The following is a 17,486-nucleotide window of genomic DNA, read 5'->3' as shown; positions in this document are numbered from 1 at the left end:
AAGTATTTATGAATATTAAGGATATTATGGACGAAAATGAATAGGAGGAAAGGGGTAGGGAGATCATATTTTGGGTATCAATAGAATAAACTTCTAGTAGACAAGTTATTTAGGAGGTGTAGTGAATGAAGAAAAGTATATGGATAGTGATTCTAATGCTTGTACTAACAGGTTGTCAAATAGAAATGGTGATCAGTAATGCGGATCCCGTGGAGCCACCTCCTGTTGTACAAGTAGAACCTTTGACAAATCCAGAAAATCAAGGGGAGAACGATATATCAGATCCCAATGATGTGGAAGAAGATATTAATGATATCGATCTTCAACAGGATGAGAACATTACCGATCAGGCAGAAACCCAGAATAAGATAGAGGAATCCCAATTGCTGCCCCAAGGGACGATAGAGCAGCAAGCAAATGCAGCATCTCTATATGCTACCGTAAGAACATTTGAAACCCAGTTGCCTGCGAGTATTCGTATGGACCTTGCTTATGATCGTTATCCCATGGCTTATAATTATTTTCTGGTATGGGGTGCTAGCATCAACATCCGTGAACATCCCAATACCAGCGGAAAAGTGTTAAGAAAAGCTGTTACTTACGAGAAATTAAATCTTACTGAGGCGGTAAAGGGCGAATATCTAAAAAAATATCAATCGGATCTATGGTATAAGGTCTATTGGAAAGATGGAGAAGAAATTAAGCAAGGTTATGTATTTGGGGCTCTCGGCGAGCCTAGGGAATTTCAATTTGAAAAGATGGAGCAAGAGGTGAATTTGCTTAAGCAGGAAGTAGAAAATCATACGACAGCCTTCATTTCCAATTATAAGAATCGAAATGGTACTGCCCCTGCCTATCAAGGAAAAGAGGAGGATGCCTATGGAACCTTGCGATATCAAAGTGCGCCAGCCTATGTGACGCCTAGCACCAGTGGGGAGTTTCGGTATATTTCTGATGGGGCCATCGTCACTGTCCTCGAAGAGGATCAAAGGTTTTATAAGATCACAACCCTAAACTTCGAAGGAGCGTATTATGTTCCTAAAAAATATGTTTCATTTAAGAATTCTTTAGAGCAGCTAAAACAGGTCATCGTGGTGGATAGAAAAAATCAGAACCAAGGCGTATTTGAATTTAAGGATGGGCAATGGACACTGGTGTCTTATACCCTTGCAACCACAGGTGCAAAGGAAAAATATAAGTTTGAAACACCCCTAGGCTATTATATGGCTATTGAAAAGAAAACAAAGTTTCTATATTTGGATGATGTTACGCGGGAAATTGCAGGCTATGCCCCTTATGCAGTCAGGTTTACGGGTGGAGCCTACATCCACGGAATTCCTGTGGATTATGGGAAAAAAGATGGCAAGCTTGTGGATCCAGGGCATAAAGAATATCTTTTTACTCTGGGTACAGTGCCCAGATCCCATAAATGTGTAAGAAATTATACAAGTCATGCAGAGTTTTTGTACAATTGGGTGAAGATTGGCAGCAGTGCTGTTATTGTCATAGAATAAATAAATGCAAAAGGATCTGGTTAAGATCCTTTTGCATTGTCAGCGATCAATCGGTAATGCCCCAGTAGACTTTTCCTTCAGCTTCCATTTTGGCAAGGCGTGTATAGTAGTCTGGAAATTCGTTGAGGTGGGCCAAGGCGATCTTTCCAGTAAGGATAGGATCATCACCAGTGACGTTTGTACGGGGATCGATTCTACCATGTTCTAATTCCACATCCAGCCCCATCCTAAATTGTTCCACATCAAATTTTGTAAAATCTATGCCCAAAACTGCTGCAATCTGACGGGCTTCTTCTATTGTAAAGCCCTTTTTACTTGTGTGAGTAGGAATTCCTGAGTCTGTCCGTGCATAAGAAGAATCATAATATGCTTCGGAACGGTAAAGCATTTGATTTCGGTTCATCATATAGTAATAGCACATAGGCTTTTGATTGACTTCGCAAAATGGACAAATATTGGAATACATAACAAAACCCCCATAGATATCTTATCTTCAATTCCATACTATGCTGAGGTATCTTATTTGTTCATGTTTAAAATGGGACTCCATTGGGATAAAATTTATGGTAAAAGGGTATTTCTTAGGATTTATTTCAGAATCAATACATGTTACTATTGCTTTGAGAGTAAAAAAAGCCCTTAACGGGGTGGGGGAATAAGGAGATTCTTATGGCGTTCATGGCGTCTTTATCATGGAAATTGGTTGTATTGACGGTAATTATTCATTTTATTGATACCCTCTCCTATTCGGTACGACTTAATTCCGTGCGGAGCGGAAATTTTGCCCTTTCTACTTCGCTGTTTAATCTTATCGTACTATTATCAAGAACTGCCAATATGCTTCAAGGGCCTTTGATTGGACTGATGATTGATCAGAGCATTCAAATGAATTATGATCCTATCCAAGAAGTGAGAAAGGTAATCCTGGCTACAACACTGGGAACGTTGTTGGGTATTCTCTTTATTCCAACATTCTTGAAGCTGTTCGGGAAAGCCGTTGCAAAACTAGAGGAGACTGGGTCTATTCCAGGGCTGGTGATCCATGCCTTAAGCAGAGGAAATATGGGGCGAATTGCCAGAAGTGCTACAAAACCTACGCGAGGCATGGTGGAGGGCTTACGTTTCAAGAATATACCCAAGAGGCTGCTGCTGCTTAATGCCTTGATTACAGGAATTTATAGCATAGGTGTATTGGCGGCATACTATTCCGCCATCTATGTGCCTGAAAACCGATTGGCAGCATCGGCATCCTCGGGTATGATCAATGGGGTAGCAAGTATTTTACTTACCTTATTTATTGATCCAAAGGCAGCCATCATTACCGATGAAGCCTATCGAGGGAGCCGCGAATTTGGAGATGTAAAGGCATTGGTGATTATGCTCATCGGAACGAAGTTTTTGGGCACTTTGCTGGGACAGTTATTCCTGCTCCCTGGGGCAAGGTTTATTGCATATTTCTATAGATAGTACAGAATTTTACAGGAAATGAAAATTAATTTATCATATACAAAGAATTGAGATAATAAAATATTAGTAAAAAAAATAAAAATAATGATTGACAAGTCGAATCGAAAATTGATAGAATATAGAAAAGAATACAGAATATTGTAAAAAGTTGCGGAAAGATGCAGAAGCTCAAGTTCAGATTTGTCAAGCATCAGGAGGAAAGCCCATGTATTTTTTAGAAGATACTATTTTACCACCAGGTGAAAAATTGAAAAGACTTCGAGTCTACCTAGATGCGACCCAGCAGGATGCAGCGGACGGTAAGATCAGCAGAAATTTAATCAGCTATATCGAGCAGGGAAAGACGAAGCTGACGAAGGATACGGCAGAGGTCATTGTAGAAAACCTGACGAGATTGGCAAGGGAACGAAAGATATCTGTAGATTTTACTGCTGAATATCTCATGCGAAGCGAATTAGAACAGGCCGAGCATCTTCTTGGTAAATATGTAGAACATTTACAGGAGATGTTCCACGCAGATATTGAGAAGTTCGAAGTGGAACTGAATAAGGCAAAGGAAATACTGCAAATATGGGATATTACGGAGAAGAAAGCTCAAATTTATGAGATCTCAGGGGATTATTATGCCAGAGGGTATCACTATAATGAGAGTTATATCCATTATCTGATTTCTTTAGAAAATTATATACGGATTCATGATAATTTAAATGTTGTAAAACTTTACTCAAAGTTGGGGAAGAGCGCATATGATTCACGAAATTATAAAGAAGTGATTAATCTACATAATCATGCCTTATTAATTATGAAGACTTGCAATATTGAAGATGGAGCCATCATGAAAAAAGTTTTGTTTAACAATGCTCTGGCCCACATAGAACTCGGTTCTGTTGAACAGAGTCTGCAATGCTTAGAAGAACTTGAAAGAAGATTTCCTGATTTAAGCGTGGAACAGAAAGCAGACGTTCTAATTCTAAAAGGAAATTGTTACTTTAAGCAGGGGGCGTATGAAGCTGCACAAAAAGAATACGAAAAGGCACTTGATATTATTGATATTAGAAATGCTGACCAGGGAGGCAGGGTGCTGGCCTTGGAAAACCTTGGACGCGTTTACCACAAATATGGACAGACAGAGAAGGCTATCGACTACATGAATGAGGGCATCGCTGTTGCATTGAAAACCAACAGCGTCTACTGCTGTGATGTGTATATGGACCTGGGTGATATTTATGCCAGTATCTGTAACTATGACCTGGCAGAGAATGCCTATTTAAAAGCCTTGTATAAGGCAAAGGATACCCAGGAAAGGGGCTGGGAAGCGAAAAATTATGAGCGGCTGCTGACTATCTACATTAACCAGGACAAAGGAATATACATCGAACAATTGTTACGGGAAATCAGCATTGCTTGTGAAGCAAACCCTGGGGTCTTGAATGATGATGAATTGAGAAGAATCTATTTGAAGGCAGCAAGCTATTATATGGACAGAGACACAAACAAGGCGAAAGAATTGCTGGACTTAGTCCTAGCAAATCTAAAATAAAACAAAGGGGTGGACTGTATGAAAAAGGTTTTGGTGGCAGTTGTGTTGATGCTTTTGGTGAACATGGGGTTCAGTGTGGTATCGAATGCTGAGAATCCTAGATCTTGGGGCATTCAGCCAAACACAACATCTAAGGCATGGAGCAGTGATGCGACTGGCTTAGAGGAATAGAAATAAATATAACGAAAATAATATCTGCTGCCGGGTAAAACGGCAGCTTTTTTCTTTATTTAGACCTAGTGGCAAGATATTATGTTTAGCAAAATCTTATAAGGGTATAAATAAATGGATTATCGACCAGAATGAGCGTGAAATATGTAAATTTTTTATTTTATAGAATTGAATATATTGAATAATAATAGGTGGAGTGTAATCAGATAATTGGAAATATATTGACAAAAAACTGTTTTCACGATATATTAAAAGAATAAAGGGAAGAGATTTATGGGCTTTGTTATGTTATTTCAGATGCAATACAATAAGAAAAAGGGTGTTATGGGGAATGTATACGGGGAACAAAGTGAAAAAGGATTTAATTGACTTATGCGTACAGTTCATTGAGATGATAGACAATCTAAAAAAACAGGGGATCATCGATGAGACTGAGTACCAGAAGCTTGTGAAGAATAAGAAGCGGTTTCTAGAAGAGCACGGTAGAAATGATCTAAAAGAAGAAAACCATGGATAGCAGCGAAAATAGCTGCTAATTTTTTTGCATAATTTGAAAATGGATGAAACAAATTGTCGATGACATGCGTCTTAGGAAGTGTATATTTTCTTGATATCGAGGAAATTAGGTTTTCAATTTCTATGACATGGGATGTGCAGAGGGGAGAGGGAAAGGAAGAGAAATATAGTAAAATTTTCATATGAGAAATGAAGTGAGTCTTTGTAGATCCCATGATATAATGAATTTAAAAAGGAAAAGGATGAGGTGGCTTAATGGACAAGAAAAAAGTTCTATTAGTGGTAATGGTCGCACTAGCCATTGTAGGTATTGTTGCTTTCAGCAGGCAAGTGGCACCGACGTCTAAGGCAGATGAAGCTGGAAAAGGGCAAACTACCCAGGAACAAAGCGCAGATGGAACAAAGGAGGGGCAAGAAGCAGTACAGCCTGAAACACCCGCACAGGATGAGAATGTGGTGTATATCAGTGCCAGCAAGTTAAATGTTCGTGAGGAAGCAAAAAAGGATGCAGGAGTCGTGGACAGCTTAATGAAAGGTTCTGCTGTTAAGATTATTGAAGAAAAGACGGATGAGAGCAATGAAAATTGGTACAAGATTGGGTTTGATGGTGTAAAAGGTGAGGCTACAGGGTGGATTGCAGCTTCTTTTACTGTAAAGGATCGGACGGAGCTTCTAAGTGAAGAATTAAAGAAGCTGGATTACGCGCCACAAGTGAAAACCTTTGAATATCCAAACAATCCAAGGGTAAAGGTAAAGGGAATTTATTTAACTCTTTATTCAGCGTCTAACAACAGATTGGATGAATTGATTGAATTGTCAAAGAGAACACAAATCAACACTTTTGTTATTGATGTGAAGGATGATAATGGACATATGCTGTTTAAGACAAAGGCAGCGGAGAAATATAGCCCACAGGCTAATGCCAATGCCCCTGTGAAGGATATTCAGGCATTGATGAAAAAGCTGAAGGATAATAATATCTATACCATTGCAAGAATTGTATCCTTCAAAGACCCAACCTATACGAAGCAGCATACGGATCGTGCCATTGTTTACCGTGCAACTGGTAAGCCATTTACAAATAGTGATGGTCTAATCTGGGCATCAGCTCATGACCAAGATTTATGGAATTATAATATTGAAGTTTCTAAGGAAGCGGCCGAAGCAGGGTTCAATGAGATCCAATTTGACTATGTACGTTTTCCGGCTTCCAATGGTGGAAAGCTGGACAAGGAATTGGATTATAGAAATACAAAGGGTGAATCAAAGCCTGAGACGATTCAAAACTATTTGAAATTTGCTAGGGAACAGTTAGCACCGCTGCAAGTATATATCTCTGCGGATATTTACGGCTTGGTGGGATCTGTTGCTGATGATATGGCATTGGGACAATACTGGGAAGCTGTAAGCAATGTGGTGGATTATGTATCTCCGATGATGTATCCAAGCCATTATGCCAATGGAACCTATGGACTTTCTGTTCCTGATGCATATCCATATGAAACCATCTACCACAGTACAAAGGATTCTATAAATCGGAATAAAAATATTCAGACCCCTGCTACCATCAGACCATGGATTCAGGCCTTCACTGCACCATGGGTAAAAGGCCATATCAAATATAATGCAAAAGAGGTAGTAGATCAAATCAGAGCATTAGAGGAAAATGGTGTAGATGAATACTTGCTTTGGAATGCAGGAAATAAATATCCCGAGGAAGCCGTCAAGAAATAATGAAAAGGGTGATGTAAAGCATCACCTTTTTTATTGTCTAAGAAAGTATGTTTGAAAATTTTCGACAAAAAATAGATTATATGGTTGACAAGGAACTAGTCTGACTATACAATATGTTTATTAAACTAAATAAAAACTCATATAATATTGGGAATATGGCCCAAAAGTTTCTACCCTAGAACCGTAAATTATAGGACTATGAGTGAAAAATGTTCGGATATAGCAGAGTATATTTGTTCTGTTTTGCTATTTCTATGTAAACCTAAGGTTTACCGTTTTCACCATGGGAGGAAACGGAATACCTTAGGTTTTTTGTTTTTTCAGTTAAGGAGCAGTGAAAAGATATCAATAGTTGGAGGATGACTATGGAGGCATTGAGAGAAAAAATTAGACAAGAGGGTGAAGTTGTCTCATCTTCCATTTTGAAGGTAGATTCCTTTTTAAATCACCAGATTGATGCGGGTTTCATGATGGAGATTGGGAGAGAATTTGCCCATAGATTTCAAGATGAGAAAATTACAAAGGTGGTGACCATTGAGGCTTCTGGTATTGCTCCAGCATTGACCGCGGCGGCTGTATTGGGTGTCCCGGTGGTATTTGCAAAGAAGACAAAGGCAACCACCATGGATACAGAAGTATACGTGGAACAAGTGGAGTCCTTTACCCGAGGGACTACCTATGATATCAAAGTCTCTAAGAAATTTCTCCATAAAGAAGATCGGGTACTCATCATTGATGATTTTCTTGCCTATGGACATGCAGCCTTGGGGCTAGCAAAGATTGTGAAAAAAAGCGGAGCTCAGTTGGTAGGTGTGGGGGCGGTCATCGAAAAGGGTTTCCAAAGTGGTGGAGAACTCCTGCGGGGACAGGGAATCCGTGTAGAATCCTTAGCCATCGTGGAAAGGATGGAGGAAAAAGAGATTATTTTTAAATAAATACTATAACAAGGAAAAGGAGAGGGCGCAAAATGAAAAAGAGGTTGTTATGGATTGTCTGCATTGCACTGATTGGAGTACTGATGATTACGGGATGTACGCCAAAGCCAGCACCAGCGGCTCCAGCTGAAGAGGCAAAGAAAGATGAAAAGATGAAGGTTGCGTTTATCTATGTAGGTCCTGTAGGAGATGCAGGTTGGTCATTTTCACATGACAAAGGAAGAGAGTATCTTGTATCTCAAATGCCAGATGTGGAAACAACATTTGTTGAGTCTGTGCCTGAAGGTGCCGATGCAGAAAGAGTGTTGACAGAGCTGGCTGAAAAGGGAAACAAAGTTATCTTCGCCACTAGTTTTGGCTATATGGATTATGTAGAGAACGTTGCAAAGAAATATCCTGATGTGACTTTTCTCCATTGTTCAGGTTACAAAACAGCAGAGAATGTGGGTACTTATTTCGGAAGAATGTATCAGCCAAGATACTTATCAGGTCTTGTAGCTGGTAAAAAGACACAATCTAACGTGATTGGCTATGTAGCAGCTTTTCCAATTCCTGAGGTAATCAGAGGGATCAATGCCTTTGCCCTAGGTGTAAAAGAAGCGAATCCTGACGCAGTGGTAAAGGTAGTTTGGACCAACACTTGGTATGACCCAGCGAAAGAAAAAGAAGCAGCAAAAAGCTTACTAGATGCAGGCGCTGACGTAATCGCACAACATCAAGATACACCAGGGCCACAGCAAGCGGCAGAGGAAAAAGGCGCTTTCTCTATCGGATATAACACAGACATGAGCCAGTTTGCACCAAAAGCATATCTGACATCTCCTGTATGGAATTGGGGTCCTTATTATGTGGAAACAGTGAAGGCAGTGCAAGAGGGAACATGGAAATCAGAGAAATATTGGGGCAGCATGAAGGACGGGGTTACACAACTGGCACCAATGACAGACTTGGTGGATGCAGAGGCAAAAGCCTTGGTAGAAGCAAAGCAAAAAGAAATCCTGGATGGAACATGGGATGTATTTACGGGTGAAATCAAAGACCAGACAGGGGCAGTACGGGTAAATGCTGGACAAAGAATGACAGATGAAGAGATGCTTTCTTTCGATTGGTTCGTAGAAGGTGTAGAGGGAACGATTCCTAAGTAAAGATTGATGTATATCCATAAATGGCACACAGGCACAACTTGTGTGCCAATTTCAACTGGAGGTGAAGAAGATGGCTGAGCTATTGGTTTCGATGAAAAATATCGTTAAGAGATTTGGAGGAATTGCTGTAAATGAACATATAGATTTTGAGCTGGTGCCAGGGGAAGTCCATGCGTTATTGGGGGAAAATGGGGCAGGGAAATCCACGTTGATGAACATCTTGGCAGGCCTATATCGCCAAGATGAAGGAGAAATCATCCTACATGGGAAAAGAGCAGAGCTTTCATCTCCCAAGGATGCCATCAACCATAAGGTGGGCATGATCCATCAACACTTCAAGCTGGTAGAAAACCTAACGGCAGCGGAGAATATTATACTAGGTATAAACCAAGGGATGTTTTTAAGTCGAAAGAAAGTAAATGAGAAGATCCTTCAATTTTCCCAAGGCTACGGGTTAACCATCGATCCTAAAGATACGGTGGCCCATATGTCTGTGGGAGAAAAACAGCGGGTGGAAATTTTGAAAGCGTTGTACCGGGGAGCGGATATTTTGATTCTGGATGAGCCTACGGCTGTATTAACACCTCAAGAAACAAAGGAACTCTTTCAGATCATAAAAAGGATGACAGCGCAGGGGTGCGGGGTTGTGATCATTACCCATAAGATGCAGGAAGTAATGGAAATTGCTGATAGAATTACGGTGCTCCGAAAGGGGAAAAAAATTGGGACTGTACAAAAAAGTGATGTGAATGAGCAGCAGTTGACAGAAATGATGGTGGGTGAGCACATAGGAAAAACCAGAAAGAAGGAACCCCGAAGGGATAACGAAACAGTATTGGAAATTGAAGGTATTACAGTGAAAAATGATAAGGGAATGATAGCGGTAAAGGGAGCCAGCTTCCAGGTGAAAAAGGGAGAAATTCTTGGGATCGCAGGGATATCAGGGAACGGTCAAAAAGAACTGGCTGAGGCCATTGCAGGGCTGAGAGCCATCGATGAAGGAACCATACGGATTCAAGAAATAGAGATTCAGGGAAAAGCAGCAGTCGATATCATTGATCTAGGCTTGAGCTATGTACCAGAAGATCGCCTGGGAATGGGACTGATCGGAAACATGAATATCGCTGAAAATTTAATTTTAAAGGATTATAGAAAGTCGAAATTCCGCAAAGGAATTTTTATCGATAGAAAGAGAATGGAAGAACACGCTACAGCGGTGATTCAACGATTTGACATAAAGGCTTCTAAACCCAATGGGGCGATTCGTGTACTATCGGGAGGAAATCTCCAAAAAGTTCTTTTAGGAAGAGAAATTTTAGAGGAACCTAAAGTGTTGATCGCAGCCTATCCTGTAAGAGGTTTGGATGTAGCTACCACCGAGGCGGTATACCATTTGCTGCTAGAGCAAAGGAACAGGGGTTGTGCGATATTGTTCATCTCCGAGGATTTGGATGAAATCATGGATTTATCAGATCGTATCATCGTGATGGAAGGCGGAAGAGTGGCTGGATCGGCAAAGCCTGAGGAGACAACGATCGAGGAAATCGGCAAGATGATGCTCAATGGAAAGGTAAGTTAGGAGGAAAAGAGATGATTCCGATGATACAAATAGAAAAAAAGGTAATCGATAATCCCTATATTTTGACTGGGATTCGGATAATGGGCATCCTCCTGGCACTGGTAACAGGGGGGATCTTTCTTACGTTTACAGGGCATCCACCCCTAGCCATTTATCAGACGATGATGGAGGGTGCGTTTGGTTCTGCTTATGGTGTGAACGAAACCATTGTAAAAATGATTCCGTTGCTCCTGGCAGCCCTAGGCATCTCCATCGCATTCCGAATGAAACTCTGGAATATAGGTGGGGAAGGGCAGATATATGTGGGCGCTATTGCCGCCAGCGGCGTAGCATTGAAATTTGGAGATTTGCCATCTTACTTGCTGTTGCCCCTTATGTTGATGGCAGGGTTTATAGGAGGAGCTCTATGGGCATTGGTACCAGCCATTTCTAGAGCATTATGGAAAACCAATGAGACCATCACCACCCTTATGATGAACTATGTGGGCATTTTATGGGTAGATTATCTTGTATTTGGGCCATGGAAGGATCCTAAAAGCTTTAACTTTCCCATTACACCAGCCTTTAGTGACGCAGCTGTGCTGCCGACCTTTGGGAAGTCCAGGGTCCATATGGGGATTCTTATAGGATTGTTATTGGCGGGTATCATTTATATATTGATCAATAAGACCGTATGGGGTTATGAAATCCGCGTAGCAGGGGAAAATAGTGAGGCGGCTCGTTATGCAGGGATAGGCGTAACCAGAAATATCATCTTGGCATTGTGTATCAGTGGGGGAATCGCGGGGATCGCAGGGATGACTGAAGTTGCGGGTATTACCCATCGTCTTCAGTCCAACTTTTCACCAGGTTACGGATATAGCGCTATTATCATTGCATGGTTGGCGAGATTGAATCCAATTGCCGCTATTGTTGTGTCCTTTCTGTTCGGAGGGCTTTTGGTTGGAGGATATGCAGTACAGACCAGTGGTTTGCCAGCCTCTACAGCCCTCATGCTGCAAGGCTTGATTCTTTTCTTTATATTGGGTGGGGAATTTTTTACCCAGTATAAGGTGACGATTCGCAAGAAAGAAACCCAGGGAAAGGAGATCAGAGTCCATGGATTATCAAGTAGTAATTAGTACTTTGACTGCAGCGGTTACGGCAGGAACACCGATTCTTTATGCTTCTCTGGGAGAAATACTTTGTGAGAAATCAGGGAATTTAAATTTAGGAGTAGAAGGAATGATGCTGGTAGGAGCTGTCTGCGGCTTTCAAGCAGCTGTTCTGACAGGAAATCCTTGGATAGGGATTTTGGCTGCCATGCTGGCCGGAGGCGCATTGGCCCTCGTTCATGCCTTTCTTACGATTACGCTGAAGGCTAGTCAAGTGGTAAGTGGATTGGCTTTGACCATCTTTGGAACGGGATTAAGCAGTTTTATCGGGAAGAAGCTTATCGGTATTCCTGCACCTGTGAAATTTAGCAAAACAGGGTTTCCTGGATTGGAGAAGATTCCCTTTATTGGAGAGGTTTTTTTCCAGCAGGATCTATTGATCTATTTAAGCTATGGCGTTGCCATCATCATTTGGATTTATTTATATCACACCAATATGGGATTAAAGCTTAAGGCTGTGGGGGAGAATCCTGCTGCTGCCGATGCAGTGGGTATTCAAGTGACAAAGATACAATATACCCATGTATTTCTAGGAGGTGTTTTGGCGGGGATAGGAGGCGCCTATTTATCCTTAGCCTATGCCCCATCCTGGTTAGAAAATATGACAGCAGGAAGAGGCTGGATTGCTGTGGCGCTGGTTATTTTCGCCCTATGGCATCCCCTGCGGGCGATGGCGGGTGCATACATTTTCGGAGGTCTAGACATTCTTGGATATCGGGTACAGACCTTGGGAATGACAGCTTCACCATTTTTGATGAAGATGATCCCTTATCTGTTTACCATCGGTGTGTTGATTTTTATCTCGGCGAGAAAGGGTAGCCAGCATACAGCTGCGCCTGCCAGTCTCGGCGTCGCCTACCATCGAGAAGAGCGATAAGAGGCTAGCTTTGACGAATTGACAAGGGTTAAGTGCTGTGTTACGATAGATAGGATGAAAATGCCTTTAAAGGAAGTCCAGTGAGGCTAACAAGGAGGAATAAAAAATGAATATGTGTAAGGAAATTGCAGAAAAGCTTTTGGAGATCGGTGCCGTAACGGTGAGAAACCCTGAGAATCTTTTTACATGGGCATCGGGAATACAATCACCGATCTATTGTGACAATCGTCTGACCATGGGGTATCCCGCGGTGAGAGAAATGATCGCCCAAGAATTTGTAGATTTCATCCATACCTATTATCCGGGAGTGGAGATCCTAGTAGGTACGGCTACGGCAGGAATACCCCACGCTGCTTGGGTTGCACAAAAAATGAATTTACCTATGGCCTATGTGCGAAGCAGTGCCAAGGGACATGGAAAGGGAAATCAAATCGAGGGTAAGATTGAAAAAGGCCAAAAAGCCATTGTTATCGAGGATCTGCTTTCCACAGGTGGAAGTTCTGTGAAAACTGTCCAGGCCCTTAGAGAATCCGGAGTGGAAGTATTAGGGGTTGTGGCAATTTTTACCTATGGTTTTCCCCAGGTGGAAGAAGCCTTTGCCATGGAAAAGATCAACTATCATACATTAACCAGCTATCAAATCCTTTTGCCCATTGCAGTGGAAAAGGGAATGATCCAGGAACATGAGTTGGAATTGCTGGAAAAATGGAGCAAAGATCCATATATATTTAGTAAGTAGAGAGGATGCACCTTCAGGTGCATCCTTATTTATTGTTCGGAAAATCGAAAATTTGAATTTTAAGAATAGGAGAGGATGTGAAAGCTTCTTGTAGAATTATATCAAAATTCGAAACATTTAGTACTAGAGGATTATTGTCATACTCGTCCAGAATAGTGCATAATATACAATATGTAGTATGTTAGGAAATAAGCGTCACAAGAGGAGGGGTATCATGTCCGTTACTAAGATTCAAAAGAGAAACGGCGAAATTGTCGATTTTGACAGTGGTAAAATCAAGAATGCTATCTTTGCAGCTGCCAAATCTGTAGGTGGGAAAGATGAAATTGTTGCTCAGAAATTAACCAAGGCCGTGATGGATATTGTCAATGAAACCCATGCTGCCAGTATCCCATCGGTAGAAGATATACAAGATATTGTGGAGAAGGTATTGATTGAAGAAGGCCATGCCAGAACAGCAAAGGCATTTATCTTATACCGAAAGAAGCATGAAGAAATCCGCGAAGTCAGAAATCTTTTTATGGATGCAGAGCAAATGGTAGAGGAGTATGTAAATCTAGAGGATTGGAGAGTCAATGAGAATGCCAACATGGGTTTTTCACTACAGGGGCTCAACAATCACATTGTAGAGAGTATCACCACGAAATATTGGTTACATAAGATTTATAGAAAAGAGTTAAGAGACGCCCATATTCGAGGCGATTTACATATACATGATCTTGGTTTGTTGGCCCCCTATTGCTGTGGATGGGACTTAGAGTCCTTCCTGAGATACGGATTCAAAGGGGCGAAAGGAAAAATCGAATCAAAGCCGCCAAAGCATTTTGAATCGGCTTTAGGACAATTGGTAAACCTTCTATATACCCTGCAAGGAGAATCAGCAGGTGCCCAAGCGGTATCCAGCATTGATACATATTTAGCACCGTTTATCTACTACGATGAACTAGATTATGCCCAAGTGAAAAAGGCGATTCAGAGATTTGTATTTAACTTAAATGTACCTACGAGGGTAGGCTTCCAGACGCCATTTACGAACATAACCCTGGATATTGCACCCCATCAGTTGTTAAGGAATCAAGGGGTTATTATAGGTGGTAAGACCATGGATAAGACCTATAAGGAGTTCCAGAAGGAAATGGATATGTTCAATAAGGCCTTCTGTGAAGTTATGATGGAAGGGGATGGCGCAGGAAGAGCTTTCAGCTTCCCGATTCCTACAGTGAATATCACCAATGATTTCCCATGGGATACTGAAGTGGTAAATTATGTAATGGAGATGACGAGGAAATTCGGGACACCATACTTTGCCAACTTCATGAATTCAGATTTATCTCCAGAGGATATTCGCTCCATGTGCTGTCGACTAAGACTGGATAATCGTGAGCTGCGTAAACGTGGGGGCGGACTTTTCGGTGCCAATCCACTGACAGGATCTATCAATGTGGTTACATTGAATATGGCGAGAATCGGTTATGTGTCTAAAACCGTAGAGGAATTTAAACGCAGGGTTAGAGAATTGATGGAGATTGCCAAGGAAATCTGTGAAAATAAGCGTGGTGTATTGGAACAATATATGGATGCAGGATTATATCCATATTCTAGACATTATCTTCAAGGCGTGAAGGATGCAACGGGCGAATACTTTAAGAATCACTTCTCCACTATCGGACTAAATGGTATGAATGAGGCCTGCGTGAATCTTTTAGATGTGGATATTACGACAGAGGAAGGGAATGAGTTTGCCGTAGAAATCATGGAATTCATGAATCGCGTGATTCAAATCTTCCAGGAAGAAACAGGCAGCCTTTGGAATCTAGAGGCGTCTCCGGCGGAGGGTGCTTCCTATCGATTTGCCAGATTGGATAAAAAGATGTACTCCAATATCTTTACCCAGGGTAAGGATGAGCCCTATTATACAAACTCTACCCAACTGCCAGTGGATTACACACGGGATATCTTTGAAGCGCTGGAGAAGCAAGAAAAGCTTCAGTCTTTGTATACGGGCGGAACTGTTCTCCATGGTTTTATCGGAGAGGAGATTGAGAGCATTGAAACCTGTAAGATGCTGATTAAGAGAGTTTTTGAAAACAGCAGCTTACCCTACTTGACCATTACGCCAACCTTCTCTATTTGTGCAGAACATGGCTATATTGCCGGGGAACATTTCAACTGTCCACACTGCGACCGAGAAGCCGAGGTATGGACCAGGGTAGTGGGCTTCCACAGACCAGTACAATCATGGAATAGAGGGAAACAAGAAGAGTTTAAAGATCGGGAAGAGTTCTCCTGTGAAGAATCATTAAAGCTAGATGCAAGTCATAAGATTGAATACCAAATGGAAAGCGTTTCATAATAAAGTTGCAAATGGGATATAAAGCTTATTAGATTATTTTGTTAAATTCTAATTGTGTATATATTAAGATATATGTTTTTTAAGTATAGGGTATAGTCGAACTGTGACTATACCTTTTCTTATTTTAAAGAAGAGAAGAACAAAACTGAAATGCAAGAGTCTTCATGGGCAGCTATGAAATAAGATTATAAATGGCACAATGCTCACTAAATTTGTATCGAATAAAGAAGGATTTTTCTGATTAATGAGAAATATATACTCGAAACACTAATAAGGGGTGATTTGATGGACTATAAGTATCTTTTAGAATCTATTTTACAGAATTTAGACGAGGGGATATTGGTTGTAGACACACAAGCCAATGTGACCTTTTATAATGAACCAGCAACGGATATTGCTGGTATCACAGAGAACGAAGCCATAGGTAAAAACATACTGGATATTTTTCCTGATCTTACCCTTGAAACTAGCACGTTTTATCAAGTATTACGAACAAGAGAACCTGTGATTGATTTTGTGCAAACCTATATGAACTTTCAGGGGAAAAAGGTTTCTACCCTAACATCAACGATACCACTTATGAGAGATGATCAAATCGTTGGCGCATTAGAGATCTACCGTGATCTAACACAAGTCAAAGAACTGTCTGAAAAGATTATGTCGCTGCAAAAGGAATTATTTAAGCGGGAGGCTAATGATAAATCCTTTAAAGGGAATGGGACGGTCTATAGTATGAAAGATATCATAGGAAATAGCCATTCCATCAGGGGGTTAAAGGAGAAGATTATAAAAATTGCAGACAGCAGCTCTCCCATATTAATCTATGGGGAGACGGGAACAGGTAAGGAATTATTTGTACAGGCACTGCATAATGCTAGCAAAATGAGAAAGAACAAACCTTTTATTGCTCAAAACTGCGCCGCCCTTCCCAAGTCTTTATTGGAGAGCATACTATTTGGCACTTCGTCAGGAAGTTTTACAGGAGCGAAAGATAAACCTGGCCTTTTTGAATTGGCTGATGGTGGAACATTGTTTTTAGACGAAGTGAATTCAATGGATATAGAATTACAGGGAAAACTGTTGAGAGTATTGCAGGATGGAGTTGTAAGAAGGATTGGAGGAACAAAAACAACGACGGTAGATGTTCGGATTATTGCATCTACCAATGAGGAGCCATTGACCATCGTTGAGAAAAAAGTACTGAGGAAGGATCTGTATTACCGACTAAATGTGATTTCATTGAATATTCCTCCTTTACGAGAGCGAAAAGAAGATATTCCTATATTGGTAGATTACTTTATAAAACAATACAATGATAAATTGTTTAAAAATATTCAAAGCGCCGCTCCAGAAGTCTTGCAAATGTTTCAACGTTATGATTGGCCAGGAAATATACGGGAGTTGAAATATAGTATTGAGAGCATCATGAATTTCATTGATGGAGAAATAATAGAACAAGATGATGTGCCTGTCAATATAACTTGTTCTTATAAAATATCGCAAGATATAAAACCTGAAGCGTATTTTGAAGAAGGAGGCATTCCTTTGTACGAAGCAATGGAACAATATGAAATCACATTGATAGGAAAAGCGATTCAAAAAGCAAATGGCAACTGCGCAAAGGCGGCAAGGATTCTAAATATACCAAGGCAAACACTGCATAACAAGATCAAGAAGTATAATATAAGCTGGCAAGTCATAGCAGAGTAAATGTCTCAATTATGGGACATTGTAGAAAATTTGATGTAAAAGGCGTCTTGAA

The 17,486-nt window shown here is 40.8% G+C and carries 15 protein-coding genes and 1 riboswitch; of the genes, 14 read left to right on the top strand and 1 reads right to left on the bottom strand.

What is annotated here, in order from left to right; all coding sequences use genetic code 11:
- The first annotated feature begins 125 nt into the window (after positions 1–125).
- Complete coding sequence (locus tag HNQ80_RS16220; protein WP_184311712.1) at positions 126–1,514, top strand: L,D-transpeptidase family protein; 1,389 nt, start codon at positions 126–128, stop codon at positions 1,512–1,514.
- Positions 1,515–1,560: 46 nt separating this feature from the next.
- Here HNQ80_RS16220 and HNQ80_RS26000 read toward each other — a convergent pair whose 3' ends face one another.
- The gene (locus HNQ80_RS26000; protein WP_243183329.1) at positions 1,561–1,980 is read right to left on the bottom strand and encodes a DUF5661 family protein; all 420 of its coding nucleotides are present in this window, start codon (positions 1,978–1,980) and stop codon (positions 1,561–1,563) included.
- A 203-nt stretch (positions 1,981–2,183) separates the two neighbouring features.
- Between HNQ80_RS26000 and HNQ80_RS16210 the strand changes: the two genes are divergently transcribed.
- From HNQ80_RS16210 to HNQ80_RS16150, 13 genes are all read left to right on the top strand, one after another.
- Positions 2,184–2,981, top strand: coding sequence for a lipid II flippase Amj family protein (locus tag HNQ80_RS16210; protein ID WP_330602908.1), 798 nt, complete (start codon positions 2,184–2,186; stop codon positions 2,979–2,981).
- 205 nt (positions 2,982–3,186) lie between these two features.
- Positions 3,187–4,521, top strand: a complete 1,335-nt coding sequence (locus HNQ80_RS16205) for a helix-turn-helix domain-containing protein (RefSeq protein WP_184311711.1) — start codon at positions 3,187–3,189, stop codon at positions 4,519–4,521.
- Positions 4,522–4,539: 18 nt separating this feature from the next.
- Positions 4,540–4,692 (top strand): hypothetical protein, encoded by a 153-nt coding sequence (locus HNQ80_RS16200; RefSeq protein ID WP_184311710.1) that lies wholly within the window; start codon positions 4,540–4,542, stop codon positions 4,690–4,692.
- Between the two features lie 331 nt (positions 4,693–5,023).
- Positions 5,024–5,209, top strand: coding sequence for a hypothetical protein (locus HNQ80_RS16195; protein ID WP_207727047.1), 186 nt, complete (start codon positions 5,024–5,026; stop codon positions 5,207–5,209).
- Positions 5,210–5,463: 254 nt separating this feature from the next.
- Positions 5,464–6,942 carry a putative glycoside hydrolase gene (locus HNQ80_RS16190; RefSeq protein ID WP_207727046.1) on the top strand — a complete coding sequence of 493 codons (1,479 nt, stop codon included), beginning with the start codon at positions 5,464–5,466 and terminating at the stop codon, positions 6,940–6,942.
- 117 nt (positions 6,943–7,059) lie between these two features.
- Positions 7,060–7,161: riboswitch (purine riboswitch) on the top strand.
- A 146-nt stretch (positions 7,162–7,307) separates the two neighbouring features.
- Positions 7,308–7,877: a xanthine phosphoribosyltransferase gene (locus HNQ80_RS16185; protein ID WP_184311708.1), complete on the top strand. Its 570-nt coding sequence runs from the start codon at positions 7,308–7,310 to the stop codon at positions 7,875–7,877.
- Between the two features lie 32 nt (positions 7,878–7,909).
- Entirely contained in the window at positions 7,910–9,022 is a 1,113-nt protein-coding gene (locus HNQ80_RS16180) for a BMP family ABC transporter substrate-binding protein (RefSeq protein WP_184311707.1), read from the top strand.
- 70 nt (positions 9,023–9,092) lie between these two features.
- Positions 9,093–10,601 (top strand): ABC transporter ATP-binding protein, encoded by a 1,509-nt coding sequence (locus tag HNQ80_RS16175; protein WP_184311706.1) that lies wholly within the window; start codon positions 9,093–9,095, stop codon positions 10,599–10,601.
- An 11-nt stretch (positions 10,602–10,612) separates the two neighbouring features.
- A complete protein-coding gene (locus HNQ80_RS16170; RefSeq protein ID WP_330602907.1) occupies positions 10,613–11,722 on the top strand; it encodes an ABC transporter permease in 1,110 nt (369 codons plus the stop codon).
- Positions 11,700–12,632, top strand: a complete 933-nt coding sequence (locus tag HNQ80_RS16165; protein ID WP_184311705.1) for an ABC transporter permease — start codon at positions 11,700–11,702, stop codon at positions 12,630–12,632. Before HNQ80_RS16170 ends, HNQ80_RS16165 begins: the two co-directional genes overlap by 23 nt.
- Before the next feature lie 106 nt (positions 12,633–12,738).
- Positions 12,739–13,371, top strand: a complete 633-nt coding sequence (gene pyrE, locus HNQ80_RS16160; RefSeq protein WP_279289004.1) for an orotate phosphoribosyltransferase — start codon at positions 12,739–12,741, stop codon at positions 13,369–13,371.
- A 214-nt stretch (positions 13,372–13,585) separates the two neighbouring features.
- Positions 13,586–15,724 carry a ribonucleoside triphosphate reductase gene (locus HNQ80_RS16155; RefSeq protein ID WP_184311704.1) on the top strand — a complete coding sequence of 713 codons (2,139 nt, stop codon included), beginning with the start codon at positions 13,586–13,588 and terminating at the stop codon, positions 15,722–15,724.
- A 285-nt stretch (positions 15,725–16,009) separates the two neighbouring features.
- Complete coding sequence (locus HNQ80_RS16150) at positions 16,010–17,434, top strand: sigma-54 interaction domain-containing protein (RefSeq protein WP_184311703.1); 1,425 nt, start codon at positions 16,010–16,012, stop codon at positions 17,432–17,434.
- The last annotated feature ends 52 nt before the right edge of the window (positions 17,435–17,486 follow it).

Origin of the sequence: Anaerosolibacter carboniphilus, from assembly GCF_014205875.1 — a bacterium.
Lineage (GTDB): Bacteria > Bacillota > Clostridia > Peptostreptococcales > Thermotaleaceae > Anaerosolibacter > Anaerosolibacter carboniphilus.
Note: the sequence above shows the minus strand (reverse complement) of the source record. Positions and strands in the feature narration are given on the sequence as shown.